The sequence below is a fragment of the Bordetella muralis genome (assembly GCF_965139205.1).
In the GTDB taxonomy this organism is placed as follows: domain Bacteria; phylum Pseudomonadota; class Gammaproteobacteria; order Burkholderiales; family Burkholderiaceae_B; genus Bordetella_A; species Bordetella_A muralis.
Genome location: NZ_CBCSIU010000001.1, coordinates 52,125 through 78,979 on the forward strand (window position 1 = coordinate 52,125; position 26,855 = coordinate 78,979).

28 protein-coding genes are annotated in these 26,855 nt (G+C 58.8%); 9 read left to right on the plus strand and 19 right to left on the minus strand.

What is annotated here, in order from left to right:
* Positions 1-23: 23 nt before the first annotated feature.
* The 7 genes from tssF to tssA all read right to left on the minus strand — a co-directional run bounded on the left by tssF (position 24) and on the right by tssA (position 7,216).
* Entirely contained in the window at positions 24-1,928 is a 1,905-nt protein-coding gene (gene tssF / locus ACNA0I_RS00190; protein WP_415804047.1) for a type VI secretion system baseplate subunit TssF, read from the minus strand.
* Positions 1,928-2,491, minus strand: a complete 564-nt coding sequence (gene tssE, locus ACNA0I_RS00195) for a type VI secretion system baseplate subunit TssE (RefSeq protein WP_415804048.1) — start codon at positions 2,489-2,491, stop codon at positions 1,928-1,930. The genes tssF and tssE overlap by 1 nt, the downstream gene beginning before the upstream one ends.
* Positions 2,491-3,306, minus strand: a complete 816-nt coding sequence (locus ACNA0I_RS00200; RefSeq protein WP_415804049.1) for a type VI secretion system accessory protein TagJ — start codon at positions 3,304-3,306, stop codon at positions 2,491-2,493. The genes tssE and ACNA0I_RS00200 overlap by 1 nt, the downstream gene beginning before the upstream one ends.
* Before the next feature lie 173 nt (positions 3,307-3,479).
* Positions 3,480-3,965, minus strand: a complete 486-nt coding sequence (locus ACNA0I_RS00205) for an Hcp family type VI secretion system effector (RefSeq protein WP_415804050.1) — start codon at positions 3,963-3,965, stop codon at positions 3,480-3,482.
* A gap of 56 nt (positions 3,966-4,021) precedes the next feature.
* Positions 4,022-5,524 carry a type VI secretion system contractile sheath large subunit gene (gene tssC, locus ACNA0I_RS00210; protein WP_415804051.1) on the minus strand — a complete coding sequence of 501 codons (1,503 nt, stop codon included), beginning with the start codon at positions 5,522-5,524 and terminating at the stop codon, positions 4,022-4,024.
* 18 nt (positions 5,525-5,542) lie between these two features.
* A complete protein-coding gene (tssB, locus tag ACNA0I_RS00215) occupies positions 5,543-6,100 on the minus strand; it encodes a type VI secretion system contractile sheath small subunit (protein WP_415804052.1) in 558 nt (185 codons plus the stop codon).
* A gap of 45 nt (positions 6,101-6,145) precedes the next feature.
* Complete coding sequence (gene tssA / locus ACNA0I_RS00220; RefSeq protein WP_415804053.1) at positions 6,146-7,216, minus strand: type VI secretion system protein TssA; 1,071 nt, start codon at positions 7,214-7,216, stop codon at positions 6,146-6,148.
* A 480-nt stretch (positions 7,217-7,696) separates the two neighbouring features.
* On the opposite strand from tssA, the gene ACNA0I_RS00225 reads away from it, so the two are divergent.
* On the plus strand, positions 7,697-8,683 hold the full coding sequence (locus tag ACNA0I_RS00225; RefSeq protein ID WP_415804054.1) for a tripartite tricarboxylate transporter substrate-binding protein: 987 nt from the start codon (positions 7,697-7,699) through the stop codon (positions 8,681-8,683).
* Positions 8,684-8,743: 60 nt separating this feature from the next.
* On the opposite strand, the gene ACNA0I_RS00230 is transcribed toward ACNA0I_RS00225, so the two are convergent.
* The 4 genes from ACNA0I_RS00230 to ACNA0I_RS00245 form a co-directional block, all read right to left on the minus strand.
* Positions 8,744-11,095: a xanthine dehydrogenase family protein molybdopterin-binding subunit gene (locus ACNA0I_RS00230; protein ID WP_415804055.1), complete on the minus strand. Its 2,352-nt coding sequence runs from the start codon at positions 11,093-11,095 to the stop codon at positions 8,744-8,746.
* The gene (locus tag ACNA0I_RS00235) at positions 11,092-11,571 is read right to left on the minus strand and encodes a (2Fe-2S)-binding protein (RefSeq protein WP_415804056.1); all 480 of its coding nucleotides are present in this window, start codon (positions 11,569-11,571) and stop codon (positions 11,092-11,094) included. The genes ACNA0I_RS00230 and ACNA0I_RS00235 overlap by 4 nt, the downstream gene beginning before the upstream one ends.
* Positions 11,572-11,726: 155 nt before the next feature.
* Positions 11,727-12,146 (minus strand): WG repeat-containing protein, encoded by a 420-nt coding sequence (locus tag ACNA0I_RS00240; RefSeq protein ID WP_415804057.1) that lies wholly within the window; start codon positions 12,144-12,146, stop codon positions 11,727-11,729.
* A 111-nt stretch (positions 12,147-12,257) separates the two neighbouring features.
* Positions 12,258-13,586, minus strand: coding sequence for an aspartate aminotransferase family protein (locus ACNA0I_RS00245; RefSeq protein ID WP_415804058.1), 1,329 nt, complete (start codon positions 13,584-13,586; stop codon positions 12,258-12,260).
* A 228-nt stretch (positions 13,587-13,814) separates the two neighbouring features.
* Here ACNA0I_RS00245 and ACNA0I_RS00250 point away from each other — a divergent pair, with 228 nt between their 5' ends.
* Together ACNA0I_RS00250 and ACNA0I_RS00255 are read left to right on the plus strand one after the other, a co-directional pair.
* On the plus strand, positions 13,815-14,708 hold the full coding sequence (locus tag ACNA0I_RS00250) for a MurR/RpiR family transcriptional regulator (RefSeq protein WP_415804814.1): 894 nt from the start codon (positions 13,815-13,817) through the stop codon (positions 14,706-14,708).
* 304 nt (positions 14,709-15,012) lie between these two features.
* Positions 15,013-15,435: an organic hydroperoxide resistance protein gene (locus ACNA0I_RS00255; RefSeq protein ID WP_415804059.1), complete on the plus strand. Its 423-nt coding sequence runs from the start codon at positions 15,013-15,015 to the stop codon at positions 15,433-15,435.
* 93 nt (positions 15,436-15,528) lie between these two features.
* Here ACNA0I_RS00255 and ACNA0I_RS00260 read toward each other — a convergent pair whose 3' ends face one another.
* From ACNA0I_RS00260 to ACNA0I_RS00275, 4 genes are all read right to left on the minus strand, one after another.
* Positions 15,529-16,065, minus strand: coding sequence for a chromate transporter (locus tag ACNA0I_RS00260; protein WP_415804060.1), 537 nt, complete (start codon positions 16,063-16,065; stop codon positions 15,529-15,531).
* A 1-nt stretch (position 16,066) separates the two neighbouring features.
* Positions 16,067-16,639, minus strand: a complete 573-nt coding sequence (locus ACNA0I_RS00265) for a chromate transporter (protein WP_415804061.1) — start codon at positions 16,637-16,639, stop codon at positions 16,067-16,069.
* Positions 16,640-16,747: 108 nt separating this feature from the next.
* The gene (locus tag ACNA0I_RS00270) at positions 16,748-17,548 is read right to left on the minus strand and encodes an ABC transporter permease (protein ID WP_415804062.1); all 801 of its coding nucleotides are present in this window, start codon (positions 17,546-17,548) and stop codon (positions 16,748-16,750) included.
* Entirely contained in the window at positions 17,545-18,213 is a 669-nt protein-coding gene (locus ACNA0I_RS00275; protein ID WP_415804063.1) for an ABC transporter ATP-binding protein, read from the minus strand. Before ACNA0I_RS00275 ends, ACNA0I_RS00270 begins: the two co-directional genes overlap by 4 nt.
* A gap of 109 nt (positions 18,214-18,322) precedes the next feature.
* Here ACNA0I_RS00275 and ACNA0I_RS00280 point away from each other — a divergent pair, with 109 nt between their 5' ends.
* Positions 18,323-19,225 (plus strand): LysR family transcriptional regulator, encoded by a 903-nt coding sequence (locus ACNA0I_RS00280; RefSeq protein ID WP_415804064.1) that lies wholly within the window; start codon positions 18,323-18,325, stop codon positions 19,223-19,225.
* A gap of 9 nt (positions 19,226-19,234) precedes the next feature.
* Here ACNA0I_RS00280 and ACNA0I_RS00285 read toward each other — a convergent pair whose 3' ends face one another.
* Positions 19,235-20,230 carry a Bug family tripartite tricarboxylate transporter substrate binding protein gene (locus tag ACNA0I_RS00285; protein WP_415804065.1) on the minus strand — a complete coding sequence of 332 codons (996 nt, stop codon included), beginning with the start codon at positions 20,228-20,230 and terminating at the stop codon, positions 19,235-19,237.
* Positions 20,231-20,373: 143 nt separating this feature from the next.
* The gene (locus ACNA0I_RS00290) at positions 20,374-21,285 is read right to left on the minus strand and encodes a dihydrodipicolinate synthase family protein (protein WP_415804066.1); all 912 of its coding nucleotides are present in this window, start codon (positions 21,283-21,285) and stop codon (positions 20,374-20,376) included.
* A 174-nt stretch (positions 21,286-21,459) separates the two neighbouring features.
* Here ACNA0I_RS00290 and ACNA0I_RS00295 point away from each other — a divergent pair, with 174 nt between their 5' ends.
* The 5 genes from ACNA0I_RS00295 (at position 21,460) to ACNA0I_RS00315 (ending at position 25,529) form a co-directional block, all read left to right on the plus strand.
* Positions 21,460-21,921: a hypothetical protein gene (locus ACNA0I_RS00295; RefSeq protein WP_415804067.1), complete on the plus strand. Its 462-nt coding sequence runs from the start codon at positions 21,460-21,462 to the stop codon at positions 21,919-21,921.
* 148 nt (positions 21,922-22,069) lie between these two features.
* The gene (locus ACNA0I_RS00300; protein WP_415804068.1) at positions 22,070-22,744 is read left to right on the plus strand and encodes a DedA family protein; all 675 of its coding nucleotides are present in this window, start codon (positions 22,070-22,072) and stop codon (positions 22,742-22,744) included.
* A 172-nt stretch (positions 22,745-22,916) separates the two neighbouring features.
* Positions 22,917-23,795 carry an RNA polymerase sigma-70 factor gene (locus ACNA0I_RS00305; protein ID WP_415804069.1) on the plus strand — a complete coding sequence of 293 codons (879 nt, stop codon included), beginning with the start codon at positions 22,917-22,919 and terminating at the stop codon, positions 23,793-23,795.
* 135 nt (positions 23,796-23,930) lie between these two features.
* Positions 23,931-24,365, plus strand: a complete 435-nt coding sequence (locus ACNA0I_RS00310) for a cupin domain-containing protein (RefSeq protein ID WP_415804070.1) — start codon at positions 23,931-23,933, stop codon at positions 24,363-24,365.
* A 129-nt stretch (positions 24,366-24,494) separates the two neighbouring features.
* Entirely contained in the window at positions 24,495-25,529 is a 1,035-nt protein-coding gene (locus ACNA0I_RS00315) for a LysR family transcriptional regulator (protein ID WP_415804071.1), read from the plus strand.
* Here ACNA0I_RS00315 and ACNA0I_RS00320 read toward each other — a convergent pair.
* Positions 25,526-26,026 (minus strand): Ohr family peroxiredoxin, encoded by a 501-nt coding sequence (locus ACNA0I_RS00320; protein ID WP_415804072.1) that lies wholly within the window; start codon positions 26,024-26,026, stop codon positions 25,526-25,528. The two genes, ACNA0I_RS00315 and ACNA0I_RS00320, sit on opposite strands and share 4 nt — an antisense overlap.
* A 73-nt stretch (positions 26,027-26,099) precedes the next feature.
* Positions 26,100-26,855: an SDR family oxidoreductase gene (locus ACNA0I_RS00325; protein ID WP_415804073.1), complete on the minus strand. Its 756-nt coding sequence runs from the start codon at positions 26,853-26,855 to the stop codon at positions 26,100-26,102.

Below are 26,855 nucleotides of genomic sequence, written 5' to 3' on the forward strand. Positions count from 1 at the left end.
CCTTTCACTCAACCTTGACAGCCCTATACGGCGGGCCGTGCCCCCATGCGGGGCTTCCAGCGGGCGATATCGCCACGCTGCAATGTAGACAACACCAATTCCGACATCATATTTATCGATACGTGCCGAGCAAAAAACTGTTCCAGTACGGCGCCAAACAAATACGGGCTGATGCCCGAAAACGCCGCCTCATCGACTTGCAGACTGATGCGCACTCCTCGTCCATACACAATGGGACCGGGCACGGGCAGGCGATGGTGCATCGGATCGGCACGCACATGTCGCACGCCGCCTATATGCTTGCGCACTACCGGATCGGCCAGGTTGCCATACACGTTCAACATTTCACGCAGCGTCTGGGCGCCTTGCTCCGCATCCAGGTCCATCAGGCTCAGGTAATTCAAGCCCAAGTGGCTGATCAGATGCCACGTCGCCGCATTCTCTGCCAACGCCGCGTGCGGACGGGTGGGACCATGCAGCACCTTTACTGCACCCACCGGCGCCGATACGCGCAGGGTGAAATCCGTATCCGTTCCCAACGGCAACAACATCGCCAGATCACGATTCGTGCACAGCGTATCCAGCGTCAGATGACGTAGCTGGCCGGAAAACGGCACCTCGTTCCGATCTACCAGCGACACAAACACCTCGCTGCCGATGTAACCCGTTCGCGTGCCATTGCGCTTCGCCTGCTCAGATAACAAACGCGGCTCGCGGCGCATCGAATAGTAGGCGCCGTAGTCATCCGGGTCGGACCCCAGGGTGCCGTAGAAAGGCCGGAACTCTTGCTCGGGCCGTTCTGCAGAAGCATGGCCCAACACCTGCGTCACGCCAAACACCTCGTAATCCAGCGGACGCGTACGATCCACGACCAGGTGGTACTCGCTCGTGCGCGACGTCACTGCGATACGATCAGCACGCTTGGGAAACAGATTGATGACCGGCGCACAATGCAATGCCAGATGTTCCGCCGCAATGGCGCCTTCGAGTTCCGGCGCGGCGACGGAGAACAAAAATGTCAGGTCAAAGCTGCGCGTCTCTCGGCGCGTGCCTCCCGATAAAGGTGCCGTGCGCAGGCCGCGTTTCAGGTCATTCACGCTGAAAAACAGGAAGCGCCGCGGAAACGCAAAGTACTCCTGCAGCAAACGATACCCTTGAAACACACGGGAATCGGCCGGCAGCAATGCCTGATCGTCATCGAATCCCTCATGACGTACCGACGAGGGCGACAGCTTGTTGATCCAGCTGACCGGCCGCTGCGTATCGTGCCCCAACACCGCCACAGTATGGCCCATCAGGATTTCCAGCAGGCGCTGCATCTGCAGATCCTGGCCCGCCAGATGGAACACGAGCTGGTCCAGGTCCATGTCTTCCAGACGCACTCCGCCGCAGACCTCAATGCGAATTCGCAAAGCGCTCAGCACGCGGCTATTGCGTCCGCCCAATCCGAGGCGTGCCAATGGCAGGTCCGGTGGCGTCCCCGTGAACTCGGCCTGCGTTACACGCAACGGCCACAGACGCACCGCGTGGCCCGTCATGAACTCGCACGGCGTCTGCTCGCCGCGCGGCACACGTCCGCGCAACAAGGTGCCTCGCGGCAGATCGAAACCGCGGGCCAGCGTGCCCTCATTCATGCTGGGAGAGAACTGCACCACCGCCATCGCAGGCGTAGGCGCCAGGTAATTGGGATACACCACCTCCAACAGGCGCTGCGAAAACCGCGGAAACTCGGCATCCATCTTCAGATGGATGCGCGCAGTCAGAAAGCTGAAACCCTCAAGCAGCCGCTCGACATAGGGATCCGCCACTTCGGTGCCGTGCATTCCCAGACGGCCGGCCACCTTGGGGTACATCTGGGAAAATTCGGCGCCCATTTCCCGCATGTACACCAACTCGCGGTTGTAATAGTCGAGCAAGCGCGAATCCATCAGGCAAGCCCCCCCAGGTCGCGCAGATCCATATGACCGCTTTCCAGATCAATATCTGTGCGGAACAAGAATTCCATGGGATGCGGCACACACCACAACATGCCCTTGATTTCCAGGCTCAACACATTGTGATGTTCCAAAGTGCCCGTGTCCGTCACACAGCGCACCTCAACCGACGAATCCAGAATACGAGGCTCAAACGCCGCAATCGCATTACGAATCGAATCCTCGACATCGATCCAGTCGATCTCCGACATGCGCTTGCCCGCCATGGCGCGCACACCAAAATTCAATGTCGACTCGGGCACCGACGGGTACGACGACAAGTCGTCCGTGGTTTGCAAGTTGACCGTATTGAGCAACCACCGCAGATCCCGCAGTACAGCGATGCGCAGTTCTTCATGGGTCAGCATCGAGGCCTCGCGAGGCTCCTGCCGTTTGGATGGATCGTTATCCATCAAACGATCCAACAGCGACGGCTGCAAACGGTCCCGAGCCACACGTTCACTGCGTGGCAATTGCTCCCAAGGGCGCAGGCTCGCCGTCGACTCAGATACTGCCATCAGCGCATCTCCAGCGATCGGATATCGAGCAATGCGTATTCCCCTTGATCGGTCATCCACATTTTTTGTCCCACGCCGGCATACATCTCGCCTTGCAGGGGATGCCAATCTGTCATTCGCCCGAGTTTCACGCCATCCGGCAGGTCGGCGAACACTTGTCCCGGCAGAGCCGGATAACGCGCCGGGATCAGGCCGTACTGCGTGCGGCCTTCGTCAAGCGTCACTTCCGCTTGCGCCCACACCACATCGCACAATCCTTCGGGGGGCAACAACCGCACCTCGCGCAACGCCGAAAACGGGAGCCAGCCATAACGCCCCGCCGACATGAATTCAAAAACCGGGCCCAGGCGGCTGTCGCCGTCGCTGATCCACTCGAAGGTCGCCGCAGCATCGTCCATGGACACCGTCAATGTCCCGGCTCGCGATTCGGCCGCCTCATAGGCACGGTCACGCAATTGCGCCGCTTCTTCCGGCGCATCGACATCGCAACTCAAGGCCCGCCATAAATCAGCGAACCACGAGGGCGCCTCGCCAAACACGGCGGGCTGCTCCTGGCCAAGCAACACGCGCTCGCGTTGACGCTCGGCAGCAATCGCCTGCTCATACAAGATGGCGGTAGGCTGAGCCTGTGTATTAAGCTGGGCCGACAGCTTCAATTGTTCGGATGCCCGTCCCCAATCACCCTGCACAACCATCAACTGGAACAACTGTGCCCGCAAGTCAGCGTCCGCCGGTTGACGGCGTATCTGCGACTGGATCGTCTCCAGATGCTGGGACAAGCTGCTTTCACGCAACGCAACGGCAGGTCTGATCATAAGAAAGCACCGCAGACAAAAAACAAAGTCGACGGTCGATCCGAAAATCGCCCGTCGCCATAAAACGGAGAGACTCCACCACAACACACTTCCCGCAGTGGCGCCAGCTCAAGGGAGCAAGAATTGACGTGAACGGACCGGACGCCAGGAGACGTCAGGTCCGTACCGACGCCTTAACCAACTTCCTGGTTCTTCTTGATATCCCAAGCAACCACACTTTCCGGGCCCTTGCCGCCCTGTTCCGTCTGCTCCCAGTATTGTTGTTTGACCTTGGCGGCTTGAAATGCGTAGTTCACCGTCACGGACTCCTGGTTCATTTCGCCCGTCAATTGCACGGACGACACCAGTACGTCTTCCAGCGTGATCTTCGTGTATTCAATCTGCTGGCCGCCGGCCTTGCACACCGACAATTCAATCATGCTCAGGTGTTTGCCGCTGGCGCAATGCTTCATGACAGCCGGAGCGGCTTTGTCAATACGCGCCACGACATGCAGGTCGTTAAAGCTGGCTTTTCCAGCACCCAGGCCTCCACCGCTAGCCATGTTGCCGGGCTGTGTGGCACCCCACGAGAACGAAACGATATCGGTCCAATTCTTGTGATTGGCATCTTTCGACTCGCCGTTGGCACCGTCGATCTTCATGAACATGTCAACAGACACTTCTCTCTCCCTAAGTTGCTGTCACGGCACGAAGTGCCCTGAAAAAAATGCCCATCTCAACCATCATTCTTTTTCAACGATGGCAGCTTGGACACAAGACGCAGCGACACTGTCAGCCCTTCCAACTGATAGTGAGGCCGCAAGAAAAACTTCGCGGAGTAATAGCCGGGGTTGTCCTCGATCTCTTGCACCTGGACCTCGGCAGCCGCGAGCGGTTTGCGCGCTTTGGTCTCTTGGGACGAGTTCGCAGGATCACCATCGACGTAATTCATGATCCAGTCATTGAGCCAGCGTTCCATATCATCACGCTCACGGAACGAACCGATCTTGTCGCGCACGATGCACTTCAGATAGTGCGCAAAACGGCAGCAGGCAAACAAATACGGCAGGCGTGCCGACAGCTTGGCGTTGGCCGAGGCATCGGCATCGTAGTATTCGTGCGGCTTTTGCAGAGACTGTGCGCCGATGAACGCCGCAAAGTCAGAGTTTTTGCGATGCACGAGCGGCATGAAGCCATTCTTGGCCAACTCGGCTTCGCGGCGATCGCTGATCGCGATCTCGGTGGGGCACTTCATATCGACGCCACCGTCATCAGTCGGGAACGTATGGCACGGTAGATTCTCCACGGCGCCGCCCGATTCCACGCCGCGAATCGACGTGCACCAACCGTACAACTTGAACGAACGGTTGATATTGGCGGCCATGGCATACGCCGAGTTCGCCCACGCATAACGATCGTGATTCGCGCCGTCGGTGTCTTCCTCGAAGTCGAACTCATCGACGGGGTTCGTACGCGCGCCGTAGGGCAGGCGCGCCAAGAATCGCGGCATTGCCAAGCCGATATAACGCGAATCTTCCGACTCGCGCAGGCTGCGCCATGCTGCGTATTCCGTGTTCGTAAAGATCTTGGTCAAATCGCGCGGATTCGCCAGCTCTTGCCAGGAATCCATCTGCATTACATTGGGCGATGCGCCTGCGATGAACGGGCAATGCGCAGCAGCAGAGATCCTCGCTATTTCGCTCAGCAGCTCCACATCGGGAGGGCTGTGATCAAAATGGTAATCGCCTACCAGGCAGCCGATCGGCTCGCCGCCAAACTGACCGTATTCCTCTTCGTACACACGCTTGAAGATCGGGCTTTGATCCCAACCCACCCCTTTGTGGCGCTTCAGGGTCCGGCCCAGTTCTTTTTTCGAAATGCACATCACCCGGATCTTCAGCAGCTCGTCCGTTTCGGTGTTGGTCACCAGATAATGCAAACCACGCCACGCCCCTTCCAGTTGCTGGAAATCAGCATGGTGCATCACCAGATTGATCTGATCCGACAGCTTGCGGTCGATCTCGGCGATGATGGCCTGAATCGTTCGATAAGCATCGGCGGACACCGCCACACCGCTGTTTTCCAGCGCTTGATGCGCCAGCGTACGAACAGCGTGTTCGACGGCTTCGCGGGCCTGTTCGGTCTTGGGTTTGAATTCTTTCTTCAGCAACGCGGACAGGCCATCGGCCTCCAGCGTTTCGGTACTGCGGGCATCTGCGTGTTTGGCTACTGCAGTCATCGCGATCTCCGTTATCGTTTATTTCGCGGCCGGATCAGATTCGGACGTATCGGCGCCCGTCGTCGGCGCATCCGGATTCGGTGCGGCAGCCAACGCATTCATCAGAGCGGGGTTCTTCAATACCTTGCCGATCAGTTCCTCGGCGCCTGTTTTCCCGTCCATATAGGTCAGCAGATTCGCCAACTGCGTACGGGCCTCCAGCAATTCGTTCAACGCGCCCACCTTGCGTGCCACCGTAGCAGGCGAAAAATCGTCAATGCTCTCGAATGTGATATCCACATTCAGATGGCCTTCGCCGGTCAACGTATTAGGCACCTGGAAAGCTGCGCGCGGCTGAATGGCTTTCATGCGCTCATCGAAGTTGTCGATGTCGATATCCAGAAATTTGCGTTCGCCCACATCAGGCTGAGGCTCCACGGACTTGCCGGCCAGATCTGCCAACACACCCATCACAAAAGGCAGTTGAATCTTGCGCTCCGCACCATAGATTTCCACGTCATATTCGATCTGCACGCGCGGGGCTCGGTTACGTGCGATGAACTTCTGCCCGCTACCCTTTAATGTCGTCGTTACCATGTGTGCTCTCCTGTCCAGCTATATGTGTGCCTGCATTACGTCACCTCAGTTGCCAGGTCCGCCATTGGCGTCCCTGGGCAACCAGGCCTCGAACTGCTCAAGACCTTGCGGCGCCAGATTTTTAACAATGTCGTGAAAACTCATGGAAATCAATTGCTGCGCCCGCCGTATCAAATACGGTGCCGGATGGCTGGGTTCATGCACTTCAAAATACGCACAGACCTTGGCCAACATGGCCGCCGCTTCTTCGCGTGATTGAATCTGGGCATCTTGCCAACGCATCACGGGCACTGTGGCAGCGGGCGATGATGCAAGCTCTGCAGAGGGCTGCACAGCCGCCTCCGGCTGAGCCGTCGCGCTTGCGTCCCCAGTTAATGGGCCCGCACCACTCATTGGTGCGTTATCACCCAGGACCTGCATCACCACATCCAGTGTCCGCAGGATGCCTACGTAATCCGGCACCCATTCTTGCCCCAGCTTGTCGGCGACTTGATTCTGGATGCGGCGCAACGCCTGTACGGCGGCCGACAAGGCAATCAAATCCTCATCTTGCTGCAGCCATGCTTGACGCAGATGTTCGATCAGGCGTGTACGGCCGCCCGGATAGAAATCCGGATCCGAACGGCTGCCATCCAGCAAGGATTCGGCATCGCGCAACGACAATTGCCCGTGCACGCCATTGACCAGTCGGCTGGAACGTGCACTCCGTGCACCACCGGCATGGTCACCCAACGATACCAACGCATTGATACGCGGCATCGGATCGTGATCGTCCACACTATCCAGACGAGGATGCACCGCGTCCCAATAACGCTCCAACGTGTCCGCCACCAACGTCAAGCCGTCGGCATAGCCCGGCAGACCGCGAGTTTCGGTCCAGGCTTGCGTCAGATAGCCCATGATGCGCAGGTCGCGCGTCCGATCCAATAACCCGCGCGCCAGCCTTTCGACTTCGCGCCAGTCAGGCGGCTGGGCCGGGATGATCGTCGACCCGAATTGCTGCTCGCTACGCTCGACCGCAGCTTGCTGCAATTGCAGAAACTCGGCGTCGTACTCCAGGTCTTCACCGCAAGGCAGACGTGGATCGAGGGCGGTCAGAATATCGGCAAATTCCATAGCTATCGTTCATATCCGGGATTACCCTGGGCCCAAAATAGGCCAACTTCGCTTATCTCCCCGAGAATTCGGATTCTAGGCATAGCCGGCACGCATCCCAATGACACCTAACAGCTACTGTTTTTTCTTACTATTCATTAACAAATAAGAAAATCTTCGAACAAATTCCGCACAGGTAATTTCAATAAATTGAAACAATACTGCCGTTCCACAATGGCCTCTATCCCGACAGATGGCTGTGCTTTTTCAGTACCAAGTCAGGCCTATTTGTGACACTTATTTTTAATTCTTTCCTTTAATAGGGCACCAACACGGCAATATATTTATGGCTCCAATTAAAGCCATAGCTTTTGCTGTATTTTTCCGCAATGCAGTACCAGGGTTTACCCGACTTTCCTCGCTCCAAACCCTTGCTTCCAAAAAATCAAATTGCTGAACTGAAGCGGTTCGGAAAACATAGCCTCCCTAACAGGAGACAGTATGCTTTTCCATCGCTCTATAAATATTGCCTTGTCTGGGCTCGCGCTTTCCTTTTCCATCGCATCGAGCGCACAGGCCGCGGACTACCCCTCCAGACCCATCACGCTGGTCGTTCCGTTTGCCGCAGGCGGCCCCACTGATGTCGTCGCCCGCTCGCTCGGCGCTGAACTCGGCAAAATACTCAAGCAGCCCATCGTCGTAGAAAACCGCACCGGCGCGGGCGGGACCGTCGCTGCCAACTATGTCGCCAATGCGGCGCCTGATGGCTATACGTATTTCATTCACCACAATGGCATGGCGACCGCCACCGCGCTCTATCCCGCATTGAAATACGACCCGTTAAAAAGTTTCGAGTACGTCGGCGAAGTCATTGATGTTCCCATGACCGTGCTGGCTCGCAAAGACTTCCCGGCCAACAACATGGCGGAATTCATCACCTATGCCAAAGCCAACGCCGACAAGATCAACCTGGCCAATGCCGGCCCGGGCGCAGTCTCGCAGCTGTGCGGCTCACTGCTGCAACAAGCACTCGGCGTGAAATTCACCACCATTCCGTACCAAGGCACCGGCCCCGCCATGTCGGCCCTGCTGGGCGGACAAGTCGACGTGCTGTGCGACCAGACCACGCAGACCATCCCGCACATCCAGGCAGGCAACGTCAAGTTCTATGGCGTCACCACACTCAACCGTATCTCTAAACTGCCGGACGCTCCCACGCTGAACGAACAAGGTCTCAAGGATTTCGAGGTAAAAGTGTGGCATGGCATTTACGCGCCGAAGGGCACGCCCGCCGCAGACATCGCCATCTTTAATAAAGCACTCAAGACCGCACTCAAGTCGCCGGACTTCACTGCAAAGATGGCCGACCTGGGAGCAGAAATCGTCTCCGAGGATCGTCAGACCCCGGAATCCCTCAAAAAATGGGTGCAATCCGAAATCAACAAATGGACGCCCATCCTGAAAGCAGAAGGCATTAACGTCAACTGATCGCCATCGTGACGCGAACTTCGGCCCGGGCACATCGCCTGGGCCGAAGCATTTGCTACGTCATGCCTTGAGCTGATCCCGGATCGGCAGGTTGCGAATACGCTTGCCGGTCGCGGCAAAAATCGCATTACACAAGGCCGGCGCAAACGGCGGCACAGCCGGTTCGCCTACGCCGCCCAAGGGCACATCGAAGCCGTGCTCAACAAGATGCACCTTGATCGCCCGCGGCGCCTCCGACATACGCGTAACCTCATACTGGTGAAAGTTCGTCTGGTTGGTGCGGCCCTTTGCAAACGAAATCTCACTGCGCGTAGCCAGGCTTTGCCCCATGATGCATGCTCCTTCCACCTGGGCACGCACCCGATCGGGATGGACTTGCGGACCGCAGTCGACCGCTACGTCCACTTGATGCACGGTGAGACTGCCATCCTTGCCGACCTCGACTTCTACCACCGTGGCCACATAGGTCACAAAGCTATATGACACCGCCAAGCCCAGCCCACGGCCGGCCGGCAACTGGCGCCCCCAGCCCGCGGCTTTGGCGGCTACCTCGACCACATGCCGCATACGGCCCGTGTCCAGCGGATAAATCGCAGGCGACTCGCCATAGTTCCAGCTGTCGGACATATCTGGCGGAGAGATCTTGCGCGCAGGACCGATGAGCTCCAGCAAATAATCCTTCGGATCGCGTTTGAGCGCATGCGCCATTTCCGCGACGAAACTCTGCACCGCAAAAACGTGCGGAATATTCGACACGGACCGGAACCAGCCTATACGCGTATGGGCAGGGACCGGCACCGACTCGACCCGAAAATTCGGAATATCAAACGGAATATTCACGGCCGACATACCCAACTCGAAAGGCTGCTGTCCCTGCGCATTCGCGACAAAGGTCGAACCTATGGTCGGCGCGGCAGTACGATGCAGCCATGCGACAGCCTTGCCGTTGGCGTCGACACCTGCCTCCAGGCGCTCGACCGATACGGTATGGAAATAATCGTTGGTGATGTCATCCTCGCGCGACCAGGTGACCTTGACCGGTTTGCCGTCCATGGCACGCGATAACAACGCCGCTTCGACGGCGTAATCCGACTTGGACTTGCGCCCAAAGCCACCACCCAACAGCGTTTGATGAACCGTGACGGCCGAGATATCCAGGCCCAGTTGCTTGGCCACGTTCTCGCGCGTGCCGTACGGCGACTGCACACAGGCCCAGACCTCGCACTTGCCGTCGGCCACGCGCGCCGTCGCCGCAGGAGGCTCCATGGTCGCATGCGCCAGATGAGGCAGGTAATATTCCGCTTGAATGCGTTGTGCGGCGCCCTCCAGGGCTTTCATGGCATCGCCGTCATTGCGCACCGCCGGGGCAGGTTTATTCGCCCCCTCGCTCAAGGTCTTGCGAAATGCCTCCGAATCGTAGCTGGCGTTAGGGCCATCATCCCACTCGATTTCGAGGGCATTGCGCCCTTTCATCGCCGCCCACGTATCGGCCGCGACAACGGCCACGCCGCCCAATGCGGCAAACACAGGCGGGATCGGACCCGCAGGAATCTCTACGACCTTGAGCACACCCGGTACTTTCATGGCCGCATCGGCCTTGTAGCTCTTGACCTTGCCGCCCAATACCGCGGGCCGTGCGACCGCGGCATACAACATGCCATCCAGCCGGGTATCGATACCGAAATGCGTCGTGCCGGAAACAACGTCCTGGATATCGACGCTGCGCGTGCTTTGCTTGCCGATATAGCGGAACTGCTCTGGCTTTTTCAACCGCAATGTGTCTGTGGCAGGTACCGGCAGCGCGGCAGCAGCCTCGGCGAGCTCGCCATAACCGAGCTTGCGCCCGGAGGCCTCATGCAGGACTTCGTGATTGCGCGCCACGACCTCGGTCACAGGCACATTCCATTGTTTGGCCGCCGCGATCTCCAACATCGCTCGCGCTGACGCACCGACACGCCGCATGGGCTGAAAGAAATGCCGCGTACTGCGCGAACCATCCGTATCCTGGTTGCCATAGCGCGGTTCATCGCCTGGCGCCTGGATCACGCGGACTTTGCTCCAGTCAGCTTCGAGCTCATCGGCCACCACCATCGGCAAGCCCGTCCGTACCCCGGTACCCATCTCGGCGCGATGCGCGATGATCGTGACAATGCCATCCTTGTCGATCGATACGAACACCAGAGGATCATCCACCGTACCGTGCGGCATGCCGTCCGCACCGTACTTTTTTTCCTCTTTAGCCGCCTCGGCAGCGCGCACCATGCCGCCCGCGCCCACCATCAGCACCAGACCGGTCAACGCGCCTGCGGCTTTCATCCAATCGCGCCGGCCCGGCGAGGCCAGCTGATCTGCACGAGCCATATCAGCCATCGCCCCGGACGGCTGTGCCATCAAATGTGCAAACTGGTTCATTTCGCGGCTCCCGTGCTGGCGACCTGTTTAATGGCGACTTCCTTGATCGCCGCCCGGATGCGCGGATAGGTACCGCAGCGGCAGATGTTGCCGCTCATGGCGGCGTCGATGTCCTCATCGGTAGGTTTAGGGTTGCCCTTGATCAACGCGGTCGCAGACATGATCTGGCCCGACTGGCAGTACCCGCATTGCGGCACGCCGACCTCTACCCAGGCTTCTTTGACAGCTTTGCCTACGGCATCATCGCCGATCGCCTCGATGGTGGTGATCGGCTTGCCGGCCGCAGCGGCGACCGGCGTAATACAGGAGCGTATCGGCTGTCCGTCCAGATGGACCGTACAGGCGCCGCACATGGCCATGCCACACCCGAATTTAGTGCCGGTCATCCCCAGCCGGTCGCGAATCACCCATAACAATGGCATATCATCGGGAACGTCTACCTCTTGGGATTTGCCATTGATCGTCAGACTAGCCATACGAGCTCCTTGTTCGGCAAAGACATCGACTACGAAAGATGTTTGCCGAGTGTACTCGTGTTCACTATCAAATCAAGGAATCGTGCAACGCAGCAATCCGGCGTTCCGCGCCCATCGCGCATACACGCGCCCAGGACTGCCTGGACGTTGAGCCGCTATCTGGCGCCTGCGGGACGCATCGGATTGCGAAGTGTTTTCCATTGCTGGCAAGATACGCTCGAGTGCTCAGCCGCGCGATGGAAGGTGCAGTCGGTCCCCGCTTGGGCTGCTCCGTTCTCGAATGGAAAGACAAAATCGTACACCGCCGGAATCACCACGTGCAGGGCCTCGTTATGAAAGCCCATTTTGCCGTTATCGACAAAGCGGGCCAGCCCTTCTTCGTAGTAATCCGGACCGTTATCGAAGATATACGGCCGCAATACAGGGCGCTGATCCCGATCGACATAGACCCAGCCGTGTTTATCCTGAATCAACGCGTGACCATAGCGGTCGAATTCTTGCTCTTGGGATATGGCTGGCAGGGTCGCTGCCATCAGCAACGCAAATACGCCAGCAGATTGAACATTTCTCGTCATGGCGAAAGCATACCCGACCGCCTGAAGGCTCACGCTGCGCGCCTCAGCGCAACCCTCGGATGCACCAACTCGATGCATCCGAGGGTTGCCCGCCCATACGCTGTCTATGTGTCACGCCACCGGCAGGACTTCGCGCACCGATTGCGCAAACCGGTCAATGATCTGATCAATATCTGCAGGCGTGCAGATAAACGGCGGCGCCAACAGTGCGTGGTCACCCCGGACGCCATCCACCGTCCCGCCCATGGGATACACCAGCAGGCCGTTCTGCTTGGCCGTCGCCTTGAGTCGGGCATGGGTCTTTTGGGCAGGGTCCAGCGTCTCTTTGGTATTGCGATCCGCCACAAACTCGACGCCTACAAACAAGCCCCGTCCACGCACGTCCCCGACATTCGGATGATCTGCCAGCGCGGCCCTGAGTCCTGCACGCAGTTGTTCGCCTCGAGCCAGGACGTTGGCCAGGAGATTATCTTCTTGAATCACACGCTGCACCGCCAGCGATGCCGCACATGCCGTCGCATGACCGATATAGGTATGCCCATGCTGAAAGAAGCCGCTGCCGGCCACAATGGCGTCATAGATACGGTCGGTACACAAGGTCGCGCCGATCGGCTGATATCCTGCTCCCAAGCCCTTGGCGATGGTGATCAGATCCGGCACCACACCGTCTTCTTCGCAGGCAAACAGGTATCCCGTACGTCCCATTCCTGACATCACTTCGTCCAGGATCAGCAACACCCCGTACTTATCGCACACCGCGCGAATACGTTTGAGATAGTCCCCTACCGGCGCCAACGCACCCGCCGTGGCGCCTACCACCGTCTCCGCGACAAAGGCTGCCACCGTATCGGGGCCTAGCTCCAGAATCGTGGCCTCCAGCTCGTCGGCCAGCCGTTGGGCATATTGCATATCGTTCTCGCCCTCCCTGCGTTCGCGGTAGGGATAGCAGGGCGACACATGATGCGCCGGCACCAGCAATGGCAAAAACGGCTCGCGCCGCCAGGCATTACCGCCTATCGCGAGCGCTCCCAGCGTATTGCCGTGATAACTCTGGCGCCGCGCAATGAAATGACGGCGCGACGGCTGGCCGATTTCCACAAAATATTGACGCGCGAGCTTCAACGCCGCCTCGACCGCCTCCGATCCCCCCGAGACAAAATACACATGGTTCAAATCCCCGGGCGCAGACTGGGCCAATTTGTCGGCCAGGGTTTCCGCCACCTCGGTCGTAAAGAACGACGTGTGTGCATAGGCCAGCGACTCCACCTGCCGTTTGATCGCATCGATCACAACAGGGTGGCCATGGCCGAGGCAAGATACCGCCGCCCCGCCCGATGCGTCGATATAGCTTTTGCCATCCTGATCGAACAGTTCTATCCCTTTTCCGCCAACAGCAACAGGGAGTTTTTGTTTGGGCTGACGATGGAAAACGTGCGTCATGGTCAAGTCTCTTTGTAGGGGAAAACGGTAGCGGCTGACGATAGCGTCGTTCAGTCAGTATATGGATTCTTTTCCGCCGAAGCAACACTTGTTTCATAAATACCAAAAAAGGGAACAAACGAATCATCACCATCGCCAATTCTACGCATGGCTCCCGCGCCACGCCTACCGATATGCAACGGCGACGCACTTATGCAACAATCGTTTCAAACCCACGGCATTCCAACTATGCATTCCGATAGCCCACCCCCGCCCGAATCGCTCGATCAATTGATTGACCACCTACGTCAGGTGTTCTCCGCACTCACCCCGCAGTTTCAAAAGGCAGCACGTTATCTGCTCAACCATCCGCGCAACGTCCCTATCCTGTCGATGCGCAAAATCGCCGCGGAGGCTCGCGTGCAGCCGGCCACGCTCGTTCGACTGGCTCAACACCTGGGCTATTCCGGCTGGCAAGACCTGCGCGAACTCTTTGTCGATGCCCTTCACGGCAGCTCCCAGCCTTATGCCGAGCGCGCCCGCAAAATCATCGGCACTGGCAAGGCATCACGGCTGCAGGCCGAAATGCTGGCCACACAATTCAAAAACCTTGAGAACACCAGCGCCCAGAACACCGAGACCCTGCCCGTCGCCGCAGAGCTGCTGACGCGTGCCGCAAACGTATATATCGCCGGCTTTCGCGCGAGCTATCCCATTGCATTCGGTTTTCACTATGTCTATCGACTGTTTCGCGGCAGCACATTTCTCATCCGCGGCGACGCCGGCACGCTCGAATTAGAGCTTCGTTCGCTGACCGCCAACGATGCGATGGTCCTGATCAGTTTTGCCCCGTATTCACAAGAAATCAGCCAGATTGCACGCACCGCTCGTGCGACAGGTTGCAAGCTCGTGGCCGTGACGGACAGCAAGGTCTCTCCCATCGCGTTGGATGCGGATTGCACGCTTTTGTTTTCCACGGACAGCCCATCGTTTTTTCCGTCCACCACCGCCGCCACGGCCTTGACCGAGGCCCTGCTCGAACAACTGCTCGCCAAGAAAGGCAAAGGCGCCATCAAAGCCATCGAGCATGCCGAAGTCCAATTGCATCATTCGGGGGCTTATCTTCCAACGCGCCGTCCTTAGTCTGCACATCGTTCAGCCCTCACTCTTTCTAGGCAATCGCGTCGTGATCATGCAGCCGCATCCGCCGCATCGTTCCCGTGCCGCTCGCTCATCCGCAACCGCAGCGACCCTCGAATCGTCCGTATCCGCGATGACGTTCTTTCGGATTTCCTCGCTCCCGAGGCGCCCATGTCAAACATTCCGCTCAGCTGTACATAAACACTGCCATACAAAACCATCCTCACCGAGACACACTGCGGATACACAAGCAGGCTGAAATGATGGCTCGATTCAATCGTTCATTTTTCTCTTGAGGAGATCCATCATGACCCAACAGCTTGCACAGGTCCTGTACACGGCGAACACCCGCACCACTGGCGGCCGCGAAGGCAGCGGCAGCGCCGGCGACGGCGCCTTGGCCGTCAAACTCAGCACCCCGGGCTCGAACAAGCCTGGCACCAATCCCGAGCAATTGTTCGGCGTCGGTTATTCAGCATGCTTCATCGGCGCCATGCAACTGGCCGGACGCAGGCTGGGCATCAAATTTCCGGCAGACTCCGCCATCGACGCAGAAGTGTCGCTGGGAAAAACAGCCACCAATGCTTACGCGCTGGCCGTCACGCTGACCATTGATTTGCCCGGCCTGGATTCCGCTCAAAAGCAACAACTCGTCGATACGGCCCACCAGACCTGCCCATACTCGGCGGCGATTCGCGGCAATATTGACGTCACGTTGCGTATCGCCTGATCGACCTTGCCGATGATCGAAGCGTGCAACGACCGCTCTTCCATCAAACATCGACACCCGAGGCAGACCCCACAGGCTGCCTCGGATCTCGTGCTACACCCATCCTGCCATATGCGCCGCACTCAGCACAGCGGCGCCGCATGCGATCAACAGTAATGGATTCAATCGCGTGCGCATCATCAACGCCGTGGCCGTCACGGCAATTGCGCGCGCCCACCAGCCGCCCTCCAGCGACATGAACAATACGTATACTGCCGCCAGAATCATACCCGCGGCGATGGGACGCAGTCCGGCCTCCAATGCCAATTGCCAACGCGCGCCCTGATGCCGTCGCCATACATACGCCACGGCATAGATCAAGAAGGCAGTCGGTCCGAAAATCGCAATAGTCCCGACTACCGCTCCCCAAAATCCCCCGACATTCCAACCTATCAAGGTCACCAGCAACGAACCCGGCCCGGGCGCGAGCCGGGCAATCGCAAACGTATTCAAAAACTCCTGAGCCGTCATCCACTGATGCACATCGACCACTTGCCGGTGAATCTCGGCCACAGTCGCCTGCCCTCCCCCGATCGTCACGAGCGAAAGCGGCGCGAACACCCCCCAGAGTGTCCACTGGATATTGCCCATCTCAGGCCTCCTGTCTTAAAAGACGGGCATATTCAATGCCAACACTCAGGACACCTTCGCCTAGCACTACCCACAGCAGCGGCCATTGCAGTACTCCCACCGCGACAAATGTGGTCACGACGAAAATCCATGGCAAAACCCGCCTGGGTACCCGGATCGCCGTCGTGATCGCCATACTGGCGGACAGACCGATCGCGGCCGCCGCTGCGCCTGCCAAGGCAATATTCGTGATGGAATATCCGGTCAGCGCGGCAAACACCGTCGCCAGCAAGATAATGAAAATCGCCGGGGGAACGATGATTCCCATGAAACCCGCCACGGCCCCCCGCGCACCGGCCAATCGGTAGCCGATCCAGATCGCCATGTTCTTGACATTGACACCCGGCAAGGCCTGAGACAAGGCCAATCCGTTTAGGAACTCCTCTTCGCTCATCCATTTCCTGTCCTGGACGAACTCGCGATAAAACCACCCGCTCAGCCCACCGCCAAAACTCGACAATCCGATACGAGAAAAGATCAGGAATAAGCTCCATGCGCTCGGCCTGGGCTCCATATCGACATTCTCAATTTGCATGATAGGGGCGAAAAATTGGCGCGTCCTTGGGTGTCAGAGAGAGCGGCGCCTGCACAATGAATGCGTGCATTATGACGCGAGGTCGATAACAAATACCTAAACGCCGAGTCAGCTCTCTTGCCGGAACCGATCCAGACGCAAGCGTCCCCGTTCGTCTGTCAAACGGTGCACCGCCCCATAAGCGGCCCCCATGGCAGCCATGCTGCTCGCTCCGCACAGTAGAAACATCAACAAAATCTGATATTTGGCAGCGTCCGTCGGATCCATGCCCGCGAGAATCTGCCCAGTCATGATTCCGGGCAGCGTGATAATCCCCGCGGCAGCCATCTGATTGATACTGGGCACAATGCCGCGGCGTACGGATTCGCGCAGCAAGCTGGAAAACGCCTGGCGCACCGTGGCCCCCAGCGACAAGCGGGCCTCGATCGCCAAGCGTTCTCTTCTCACGCCAGACAAGACGGCATCCAGCGCCAGGCTCGCCGCGTTCAGCGCACTGCCCAGCACGATCCCCACCAGCGCCACGACGTAACGCGGGTCATACCAAGGTGTCGGTTGTACGGCGGTATTCGTGATGAAAAACACGCAGATCAACGTCGCCGCTGCCACCGCGACGGCGCTGATCACAAGATTGCCATGCTGTTTCAGGCGAGCTTTGGGCCGGGCCGCGACCTCTCGAATCGCCAGCGCCATCATCACGGCAATAATCAGCAGCGTCAGCCAGGGATTGGCATGCGTAAAGACCACACGCAACAAATGTCCGACTAGCAACAGTTGCAACACCGTACGAATCGCCGCCCAGAGAATCTGCCGCTGCAGATTCAACCGTAAAACAAACGACACGAGCGCGCACAACACGACCAGACAGGACGCGATCAGCAAGTCCGATGCGTGCAACGGAATCACGTTCATAGGGCCTCCAGTTTGCCTGCGTCCATACGGAATCGCCGATGACCCATACGGTGGGCTTGCTCCATGTTATGCGTCACCAGCACAATACTTGCGCCCTGCTGCATACGGCGCTGCCACTCTTGCTCGACCAACGCCGTCGCCTGCTCATCCAGGGCTGCCGTGGGTTCGTCCAGCAATAACACGCGCGGCTGCAACAACAGAGCTCGCATCAACCCTAACCGCTGCCTCTCGCCGGTCGACAGCTCCCGCACCTGCGCATCGAGCTTGTCGGCAGACAAACCCAATCGTTGTGCGAGGACTCGCGCGGCATCCAGATCTGCAAAATGTGCCGCGACCGCGTCATCCCACCAACCCGCCTCGGCCTGGCAATACACCACCTGGCGCCGCCATTCAAAACCACGCATCTGCATACGATCCCGGCCATCCACCTCGGCACATCCTTGTCCAGGATCCAGATCGGCGATCTGGCGCAGCAACAAAGATTTGCCCGAGCCCGACGGGCCGACGATGGCAACACACTCCCCCGCCATCACATCAAGCGTGACCGGTGTCAGCCGAGAACTATGTAGTTCTCGTAACCGCAGCACGAGTGCCGTTTTGCCTGTACTGGAGGAAAGAATGGGATCTGATGCGACGTGCGAAGGGTTATGAACTGATTGCGACATAGAGGGAAACAGCGGCGGTTGTTGCCGAAACCTGTGGAACCTGTGGCACTTGCCAAGGGAGGCGATTCCTCAAAGTTAGCTAACATAACGCTTTTGCTTCGCCTATGCCATGTTCCAGCTCAGCCAACTGCGTTGCTTTGTCGAAGTCGCGACCGAATTGCATTTCGGTCGGGCGGCCGAGCGCCTGAACATGACGCAGCCGCCTCTGAGCCGGCAAATCCGTCAGCTGGAGCACGAACTGGGCACCCCCTTGCTCGAACGCACTCGGCGCAGCGTACGTCTGACCGCAGCCGGACGGGCATTTCTACCCGAAGCGCGCGATATCCTGCAGCGCTGCGTCACAGCGACCAGCAAGGCCCGCTATGCCTTGCAAGGCGAAGCCGGGCGCGTCGTTCTGGGTTATTCGGCCGGTGCCAATTATGACTTGCTGCCCCGCGTGGTGGCGGCTGCGCAACAGCAATTACCGGACATTGATCTCGAACTACGCGAAATGGTGTCCGACGATCAGTTAGAGGCACTGCGCACCGAACGCATCGATCTGGGGCTCATCCGCTTGCCCGCCGATTTGCAGGGCCTGGAAATGACCTGTGTCGTGCGTGAACCCATGTCACTGGTGCTGCCTCGCGCCCACCCCCTGGTCCGTCGCCGGCGAGCCCTGCAATTGGGTGATCTGCACGGTGAGCCATTCATCATGTATCAGCCGGGTGATGGCCGTTACTTTCATGAAATGCTGCAGGCGCTATTTCACGAGACCGGCGTCGCGCCGCGCTTTATGCAACATGTGCGGCACACACATTCCATGATTGCACTGGTCAACGCGGGGATAGGCCTGGCGCTCGTACCGGCATCGACGGCGCTCATGCGTCTGGATAACATAACCGTGCGCGACATCAATCTGCCAGACCACATCCGTGCCGAGATGCATCTCGTCTGGCGGCGCAGCGGAACCATCGCCAATCCGGCGATGGAACGCATGCGGGCCCTGCTCATCGAGCAGGGTGGACTCAACTGAGCCGCAGGATCAGTCAACGGTGATATTGCCGTCCTGGATGACTTTCTTCCAACGCTCGGCTTCTGCGATCTGAAACTGGGTCGCGCTATCAGGCCCGTCGGCTACCACTTCAAAACCCAGGCCCGACATCTTCTGACGAAACTCCGCGGACGTCAGCACCTTATGCAGGGCAGCCACCAGTTTTTCCTTGACCTCAGGCGGCAAGCCCTTGGGTGCGGCAATACCTTGCCAGGAATACACGTCCATGCCAGGCACGCCCGCTTCGCCTGGCACCGGCACATCCGGGAACAATGCCGATCGTTCCGCTCCTGTCACCGTAATCAAACGCAAACGCTTGGCTTGAATGTGCGGCGCTACAGCGCCCAGGTTCGACACCAGGACCTCGGCATGGCCTGCCATCGTATCGGTGATCGCCGGCCCGCCGCCCTTATACGGCACATGAATTGCCTGCGTCCCGCTATTCTGCAAAAAGAGCGCCAAAGTCAGATGCTCGCTCGATCCGGAACCCGATGTTGCAACCGGCACATTGCCCTTTTCTGCTTTGAGATGCTCGATCAATTCGGGCAAGGTCTGAACAGAAGACGTCGGCGTCACCGCAAAGGCGTTCGGCGTACGTACCGCAATGGTGAGCATGTCGAAATCTTTGCGCGGCAAATAGCTCAGATTTGGATACAAGCCCTCATTGATGGCCAACACGCCCAAGGCACCGATCAGAATCGTATGGCCATCTGGCTTGGCACGTGCCAACTGTGTCGCGCCGATCGCGCCGTTCCCGCCCGCCTTATTGTCCACGATCACCGTGGTGCCCAACGCGTCGCTCAACGGCTGCGATAAATGGCGGGCAATCGCGTCCGACGAGCCGCCCGGCGCATAAGGCACGATGATAGTGAGAGGTTGACTGGAAAAATCAGCGGCAACAGCAGGAACAACGCTGGCACCAACGGCAGCAACAACAAAAGCAGCCGCCAGACGCGCTATCCGGGCAGTATGAGAAAAAACAGACATGAAGTCTCCTACTCCTATGATTGGATTTCTGGTCGCACGGCAGCGACGCGCAGCAGTACGCCACGCCTGTATCAAAAGACAGGCGCACTATCACGCCCGGCCTGTAGAATTTCAGGCCGGCGTGAACATCAAAAACACGGAAATTAGATCAAGCCCCACTGGCCGAGCAGGCGGCGCAGCGTATCGTCGGCTTCGGTAGAAAGGGGCCAGGCACCCGGCGCCCGCACGGCACCGCAGTCATTGCCCATCAATTGCAATGCACGCTTGACCACGGTCACGTTGGTGCCGTTGCGCTCCAATGCGCGCAACGCCTCGAATTCGGCCATGCTGCGAATCAGCTCCATGGCACGCGGATAGTCGCCTGCCTCCAGCGCGGCATGAATCGCGACCGAGCGCTCGGGCAGCACATTGATGAGGCCCGAGGTAAAACCACGCGAGCCGACCGCATAGAATGGCGGCGCCCAATGTTCGGCCAAGCCGCCGACCCAGGCCAGATCGCGCTCACGCGTGCGCTCGATGATTTCCGCCAGACGCAACGGTGTGGGCGAAGCCCATTTCACGCCGACAACGCCAGGGATGGCGCAAAGCTCCTCTACCGCGTCCAGCCCGATCCCGTCATCGCGCAGATACAGCACCAACGGCAGGCCGTCGCCCGCCTCGGCGATACGCGTGACATACTGCACCACGCCACGCGGGGCCACAAAGGGATCTGGCGGCTGATGCACCATCAGTGCGCTTGCCCCCGCGGCACGCGATGCGCGCGCCAAGGCAATCGCGTCATGCAGACTGCGCCCTACCCCGGCCAACAGCGGCACGCGGCCGGCAACATGTTCAGCCGCCGCATGCACCATTTGTTCGGCTTCGTTAGTCGTCAGGCCATAAAACTCGCTGGTATTCCCGTTGGCCACCAGCACATGCACCCCTGCATTGACTGCACGATCCACAATGGGCGCCAATCGCGCAGGCGCCAGTTTATCGGCATCGTCAAAAGGGGTCACCAGAATGCCGGAAATCCCGTTCAGGGCGGCACGCAACGCGGTAGGGGCCTGACTCATGTAACTCTCGTCTCGTTTGTGGATCTGACCGAGCGGACGCCCGGGTGGATTTTGATAGATTGAACACCTTTGCCCCGCACTCGTCCAATGCGAAGAGCGTATGCGGTGATATAAAAATTGAATTACCGAAAACCGGGTATGCTCGGCCACAGAGCCTACAACCCGAACCCACGCATGATCCCTACCTCACTCAAATGGATTGCCAGCATCCTGTTTGGCCTGTTTGTCGGACGTGCGAGCTATGGCTTCATCAGCCCGGCCCTGTTCGGCCTATTTGGCACGGACACTGCCACGACGAATCCCGACGCCATCAACGGCGTGTTGATAGGCGCATCGGTCCTGTCATTGCTGGTCGCCATCGCCGTCGCCGCGTTCCTCTTGCGCAGCACAAACCTGTATCAGTTGCTCGGTCGAGGCTGCATCCCTCTCGGCATCGCACTGCTACTCGGTCTGCTCGCTGCCATACTGATGATGGACACCGGCGAACTCAGAGGAGAGGGAGGCAATGACGGCCGCGTCGCGCTCTTCTTCTGGTCCCTGATTTTCGGGTTGCCCATGCTGATTTCCGGGTTGGCATTGATCATCGGCGGATGGGTATTGCTGCGAAAAGCCCGGAAACCCCCTGGGGCAACCTGATTTACGCACATGACAGCTATCCGGTCTTCATCGCCAATACGGATTGTTGCCGCCTGAGCAACACGACGCGTCCCTCATCAGGGCTACTGTCCTGCGTTTGCCTTCGATACGATTTGCTCCTGTAGACAGACATTCGTCAAAGGAGACCATGATGGTGTCGCATGAGATCATCGCGCACTACGGCGTCCTCGTTGTCTTTCTCAACGTGCTTGGCGCCTCTCTAGGCCTGCCCCTGCCGGTGATTCCTACCTTGATCACCATCGGCGCCAGCAGTGCCATTGCGTCACCGACCGTGACGGCCATGTTGCCACAGTTGGCCATCATATTGGGCGCGGCGGTTACAGGCGGGATTCTGGGCGATCTGGTCTGGTTTCACGGCGGCAAGCGATACGGAGAACGCACGCTGTACACCGTTTGCAGCCTTTCCCTTTCCCGCGAAACCTGCATCGCCCGGACCGAAAACTTCTTCAGCCGATGGGGTGTGCGGCTGCTCATCGTCGCCCGTTTCATCCCCGGGCTGTCGCTGGTGTCTGTGCCTCTTTGCGGCGCCATGGCCGTCAGATTGCGATCTTTCCTGTGGCACGACTGTGCGGGCGTCGCCCTATGGGCATCGTCCGGACTGATCATCGGGGGAGTTTTTGCATCCCAGATCGAGGAAATCTTTGCGCTATTGTCCGAGCTAGGCTGGCGCGCACTGGTGATCATCGGTTCCGCTTTACCGCTCTACATTGTGTATCGCTACTGGCGACGCGCCATGGTAGCCAGAGCACTCAGGAAAACGCAAATTGGCGTAGACAGCCTGCGCGAATTCCTCGAACACTGATACTTCGGCCTCAAGCATAAGGATCCGCCTGCGACCAGGGCGGTTCCCGGTCCCCCAGGACGAACCGTCGTGAAATGAGAGTTGCTGGAGACATACTTGCCGTTTCCGGAGGGAAACCGCACAATAACGCCCGTTCCAGCCCACTCATGCTCCGGCGGCGCGCCCTCTCTCCATGACCGACTCCACCAGTCTGTTCAATCGTCATCGCCCCCGTCTACTGGCGATCGCGTATCGCATGCTGGGCTCTGTCGCCGACGCCGAAGACATCGTCCAGGACGCCTGGCTGCGCTGGCACGAAGTCGATCATTCGACCCTGGACAACCCCGAAGCCTGGCTGGTCACCGTCACCACCCGGCTATCCATCGATAGCCTGCGCACGGCCAAGGCCCAAAGGGAAAACTACACCGGTGTCTGGTTGCCGGAGCCGATCTTGATGGCGCCGCCCTCCACTCCCGAGGAAATCCACGAGTTCGCGGACGACGTCTCGGTCGCGTTCCTGTTCATGCTCGAACGCTTGTCCCCCGAGGCCCGCGCGGCTTTCCTGATGCGCGAGGTCTTTGACGTCGACTACGAAGATATCGCCAAAGCCCTGGACAAGACCGAGGCCGCCTGCCGTCAATTGGTTCGGCGTGCCAAACAACAACTGCAACAATCGCCTCCCCGCCACAAGGTATCCCGCGAAACGCATCATCGCCTGATGCTAGGTTTTGCCAATGCCATGCAGCGCGGCGACTTCCACAGCCTGTACGCGCTGCTCAGTGACGACGCGGAACTGATCGGCGACGGCGGCGGCAAGGTGCCCAGCTTTTCCAGCTTGGTGGGCGGCAAGCGCCTGGCCCAGTTGTTTTACGCCGGTCAGCGGCGCTATCGCGATGCGCTGCGAGTGGAGGTCGCACTCGTCAACGGGCAATGGACGCTGCTGCGCTATATCCAGGGCGCGCTGGAATCCGTACAGTCCTATGAGACCGACGGACAACGCATCACCCGCGTGCTCGTCCAGCGCAATCCGGACAAACTCGCGCGCATCGCCGCCTCGTACTCCCCAAACTAACCCGCGGCGCCGTGGCGATCTGAACCCGGACATTGGTGCCGTCCGGGCAACATCGTGATCCCTTTCGCCTATCTACCGGCGCAACGCCCGCCGCCCTACGATGGACCTGTTCCCCAACCAGCACAAGGACAGGTCATGCGCAATATTCTCAAGCACGGACTACTCGTGAGCGCCGCCAGCGCTCTGGTCACCACTATCGCAGTCGCCGCATCGCCTCACGGGGCCCATAGCGCCGGCGTGCCTGAACCCGTTGTTACGCCGCTGATGACCAAGGCTTTGCCCGACCTCCCGGGTAAAGAGGCGCTGATGATTACGGTCGATTACCCGCCCGGCGCAGCCGACCCTATCCACCGTCACGACGCACACGCGTTTGTCTATGTCCTCGAAGGCAGCATCGTGATGCAGGTCGAAGGCGAAAAGGAAGTGACCCTGACCCCGGGCCAGACGTATTACGAAGGCCCCAATGATCTCCACACCGTCGGACGCAATGCCAGCAAAACCAAGCCGGCCAAATTCGTTGTGGTGTTGATCAAAGAACAAGGCGCCCCGGCACTGATACCTGTGCAATAACCCCTCAGGCGCCACCTCCCGAGTGGCGATCGGCGGCCTTTATATAGGGTATACCCGAACATGAAGCTCATTTTGAGCATTTTTTCAAAAGTAACGTCACAAATTCGATAGCCCGCACGTCTTAGGGATATGGAAAACACAGCCTCCCCTAACGACGGACTATCGGGCAGATCCGTCGACAGTTCTGCGATCGCTGCATCGGGTACCGGTGCCGACTCGCTGGCCTACAGCTTCGCGACCAGCTACGCGGGCGTCGTCGCTTTTATCGCGGTGGCATCGGAAGGCAATTTTGCCAAAGCCGGCGACCGCCTCGGCATCGGACGCTCCGCCGTCAGCCGCAGCGTACAAAAGCTGGAAGACCAGCTGGGAACACGGTTGTTCCTGCGCACCACGCGCAGTACCTCGCTGACCCGCGAAGGCGAACGATTCTATGAAAACTGTCATACAGGGGTCAAACATATCGTGCAGGCCTTGGACGACATGCGGGAACTGCGAGAAGGCCCTCCGGCAGGACATCTGCGCGTCAACGCCACCGCCGGTTTCGGACGAAAAATCGTGGCGCCATTATTGAAGGGGTTTCGCACGGCCTATCCTGACATTTCTGTAGAGTTGCTGTTGGATGATGGACCGACTGATTTCACGGGTAACCGGATCGACGTCTCGTTCCGTGATGGCCGCATGGAGGACAGTCAGGTCATCGCCAAACAGATCGTCCCGATGCAGATGCTGTTATGCGCCGCTCCCAGCTATATAGCAACGCATTCCATGCCCGCAGAAATAGATGATCTTGCCCGGCATTGCTGCATCAATTTCCGGTTGCCGTCGGGGCGGCTCTATGACTGGGAATTCAAAGTAAATGGCTTGGCGCGCAAATTCACGCCACAATCCATGCTCTCGTTCAACGACGCTGATCTCATACTGCAAGCCGTTCTCGAAGGACAGGGAATCGCCCAAATGGCAGGCTATCAGGTAATCGAATACCTGAGACAGGGCACGCTCGTCCCCTGCCTGCCGCACTACGCGCCCGATGATCGGGGCCATTACCTGTGTTATCTGAGCCGGCAACACCTGCCCGGCCGAATTCGCGTCTTCATTGACTACATGACCGCCCAAATCCGCGCCCTGGATCTGTTGAGCGTAGACAACTACCTGCTCAAAGGCTAAATCGGATCATTCACCGTAACGACACTATGTATGCCTTGCCGTGCCATCTTGGCATAGGGGCATAGGCGCTCGGCATTTCTCACCAGCTCCTGTGCCGCAGCCTTGTCCAGGCCTGGTAAATGCACATGGATGTGCGCAGTCAGCGCATGCAAGCCGTCAACCGGATCGCGGCCGAAACTCACTGACGCTTTGACCTCTACGTCACGCAACATCACACCCGCCTTCATTGCCTGCAAACTCAGTACGCCATGAAAACAGGCCGCATAACCAGCGGCAAACAGCTGTTCCGGGTTTGTCCCGCCTCCGGGACCATCCAGTTCAGTCGGCAGGCGCAATTCCACCTGCAAAGCACCATCGTCGGAACGAGCAACGCCCGACGCCCGGCCATGCTCTACTTCGCCCCCGTGTACGGTGACATTGGCGGTATAGACAGCTTGGAAATCGTCCCCACGATATTTATCTAATAAAGTTAACGGGGGGGGCTGCAATTTGCTCATACTTGTCTCATTTCAGATCTGAGAATGGAGGCGACAACGGATGCTATCACCTCCACCACTCCTGCCGATCGACTTACAACGTGGCTCGTGATCGGCGAAACCACGTATCGAAATTAATCGCCCCCAAATGGGGATTGCGAACTGGTACGAGCGTATCGTCCTCCAACAGTGCGCCGAAATAACGGGCCTGCTGATCCGCAATGACCGAACGAGCATCACCTGTATTGGCCAGATAGCGCTCGACCAATGCGGCCATGCGCACCTTTTCCGGACCGGCGATTTCAATGGTCCCGTTCACCGGTGCCGCCAGTGTGGCGTCTGCCATCGCCCTGGCCACATCGTCCGACGCAATAGGCTGCACGTAGGCCGCAGGCAAACGAATATGATCGCCTTCGGCGCCGGACTGCACGATACCGCCCAAGAACTCAAAGAACTGCGTGCTATGGACGATCGTGTACGGAATGCCGCTGGCCTTGATCAGCTTTTCCTGGGCGATCTTGCCGCGGAAATAGCCGCTTTCCGCGAGTCGATGCGTACCGACCACCGACAGCGCCACGTGATGGCGAACGCCAGCCTCGGCCTCGGCAGCGAGCAGGTTCCGCCCTGACGTGGCGAAAAACTCCAGCACAGCCTTGTCCTCGAACGACGGAGAATTCGCCACGTCTACGACGACTTGCACACCCTTGAGCGCCTCGGCCAGGCCTTCGCCAGTGATCGTATTCACTCCCGTAGCCGGCGATGCCGCGATGGCATTATGGCCGTGCTGAAGCAGGATGGCGACCAGTTTGGAGCCGATCAGGCCCGTACCACCAATGACCAGGATTTTCAT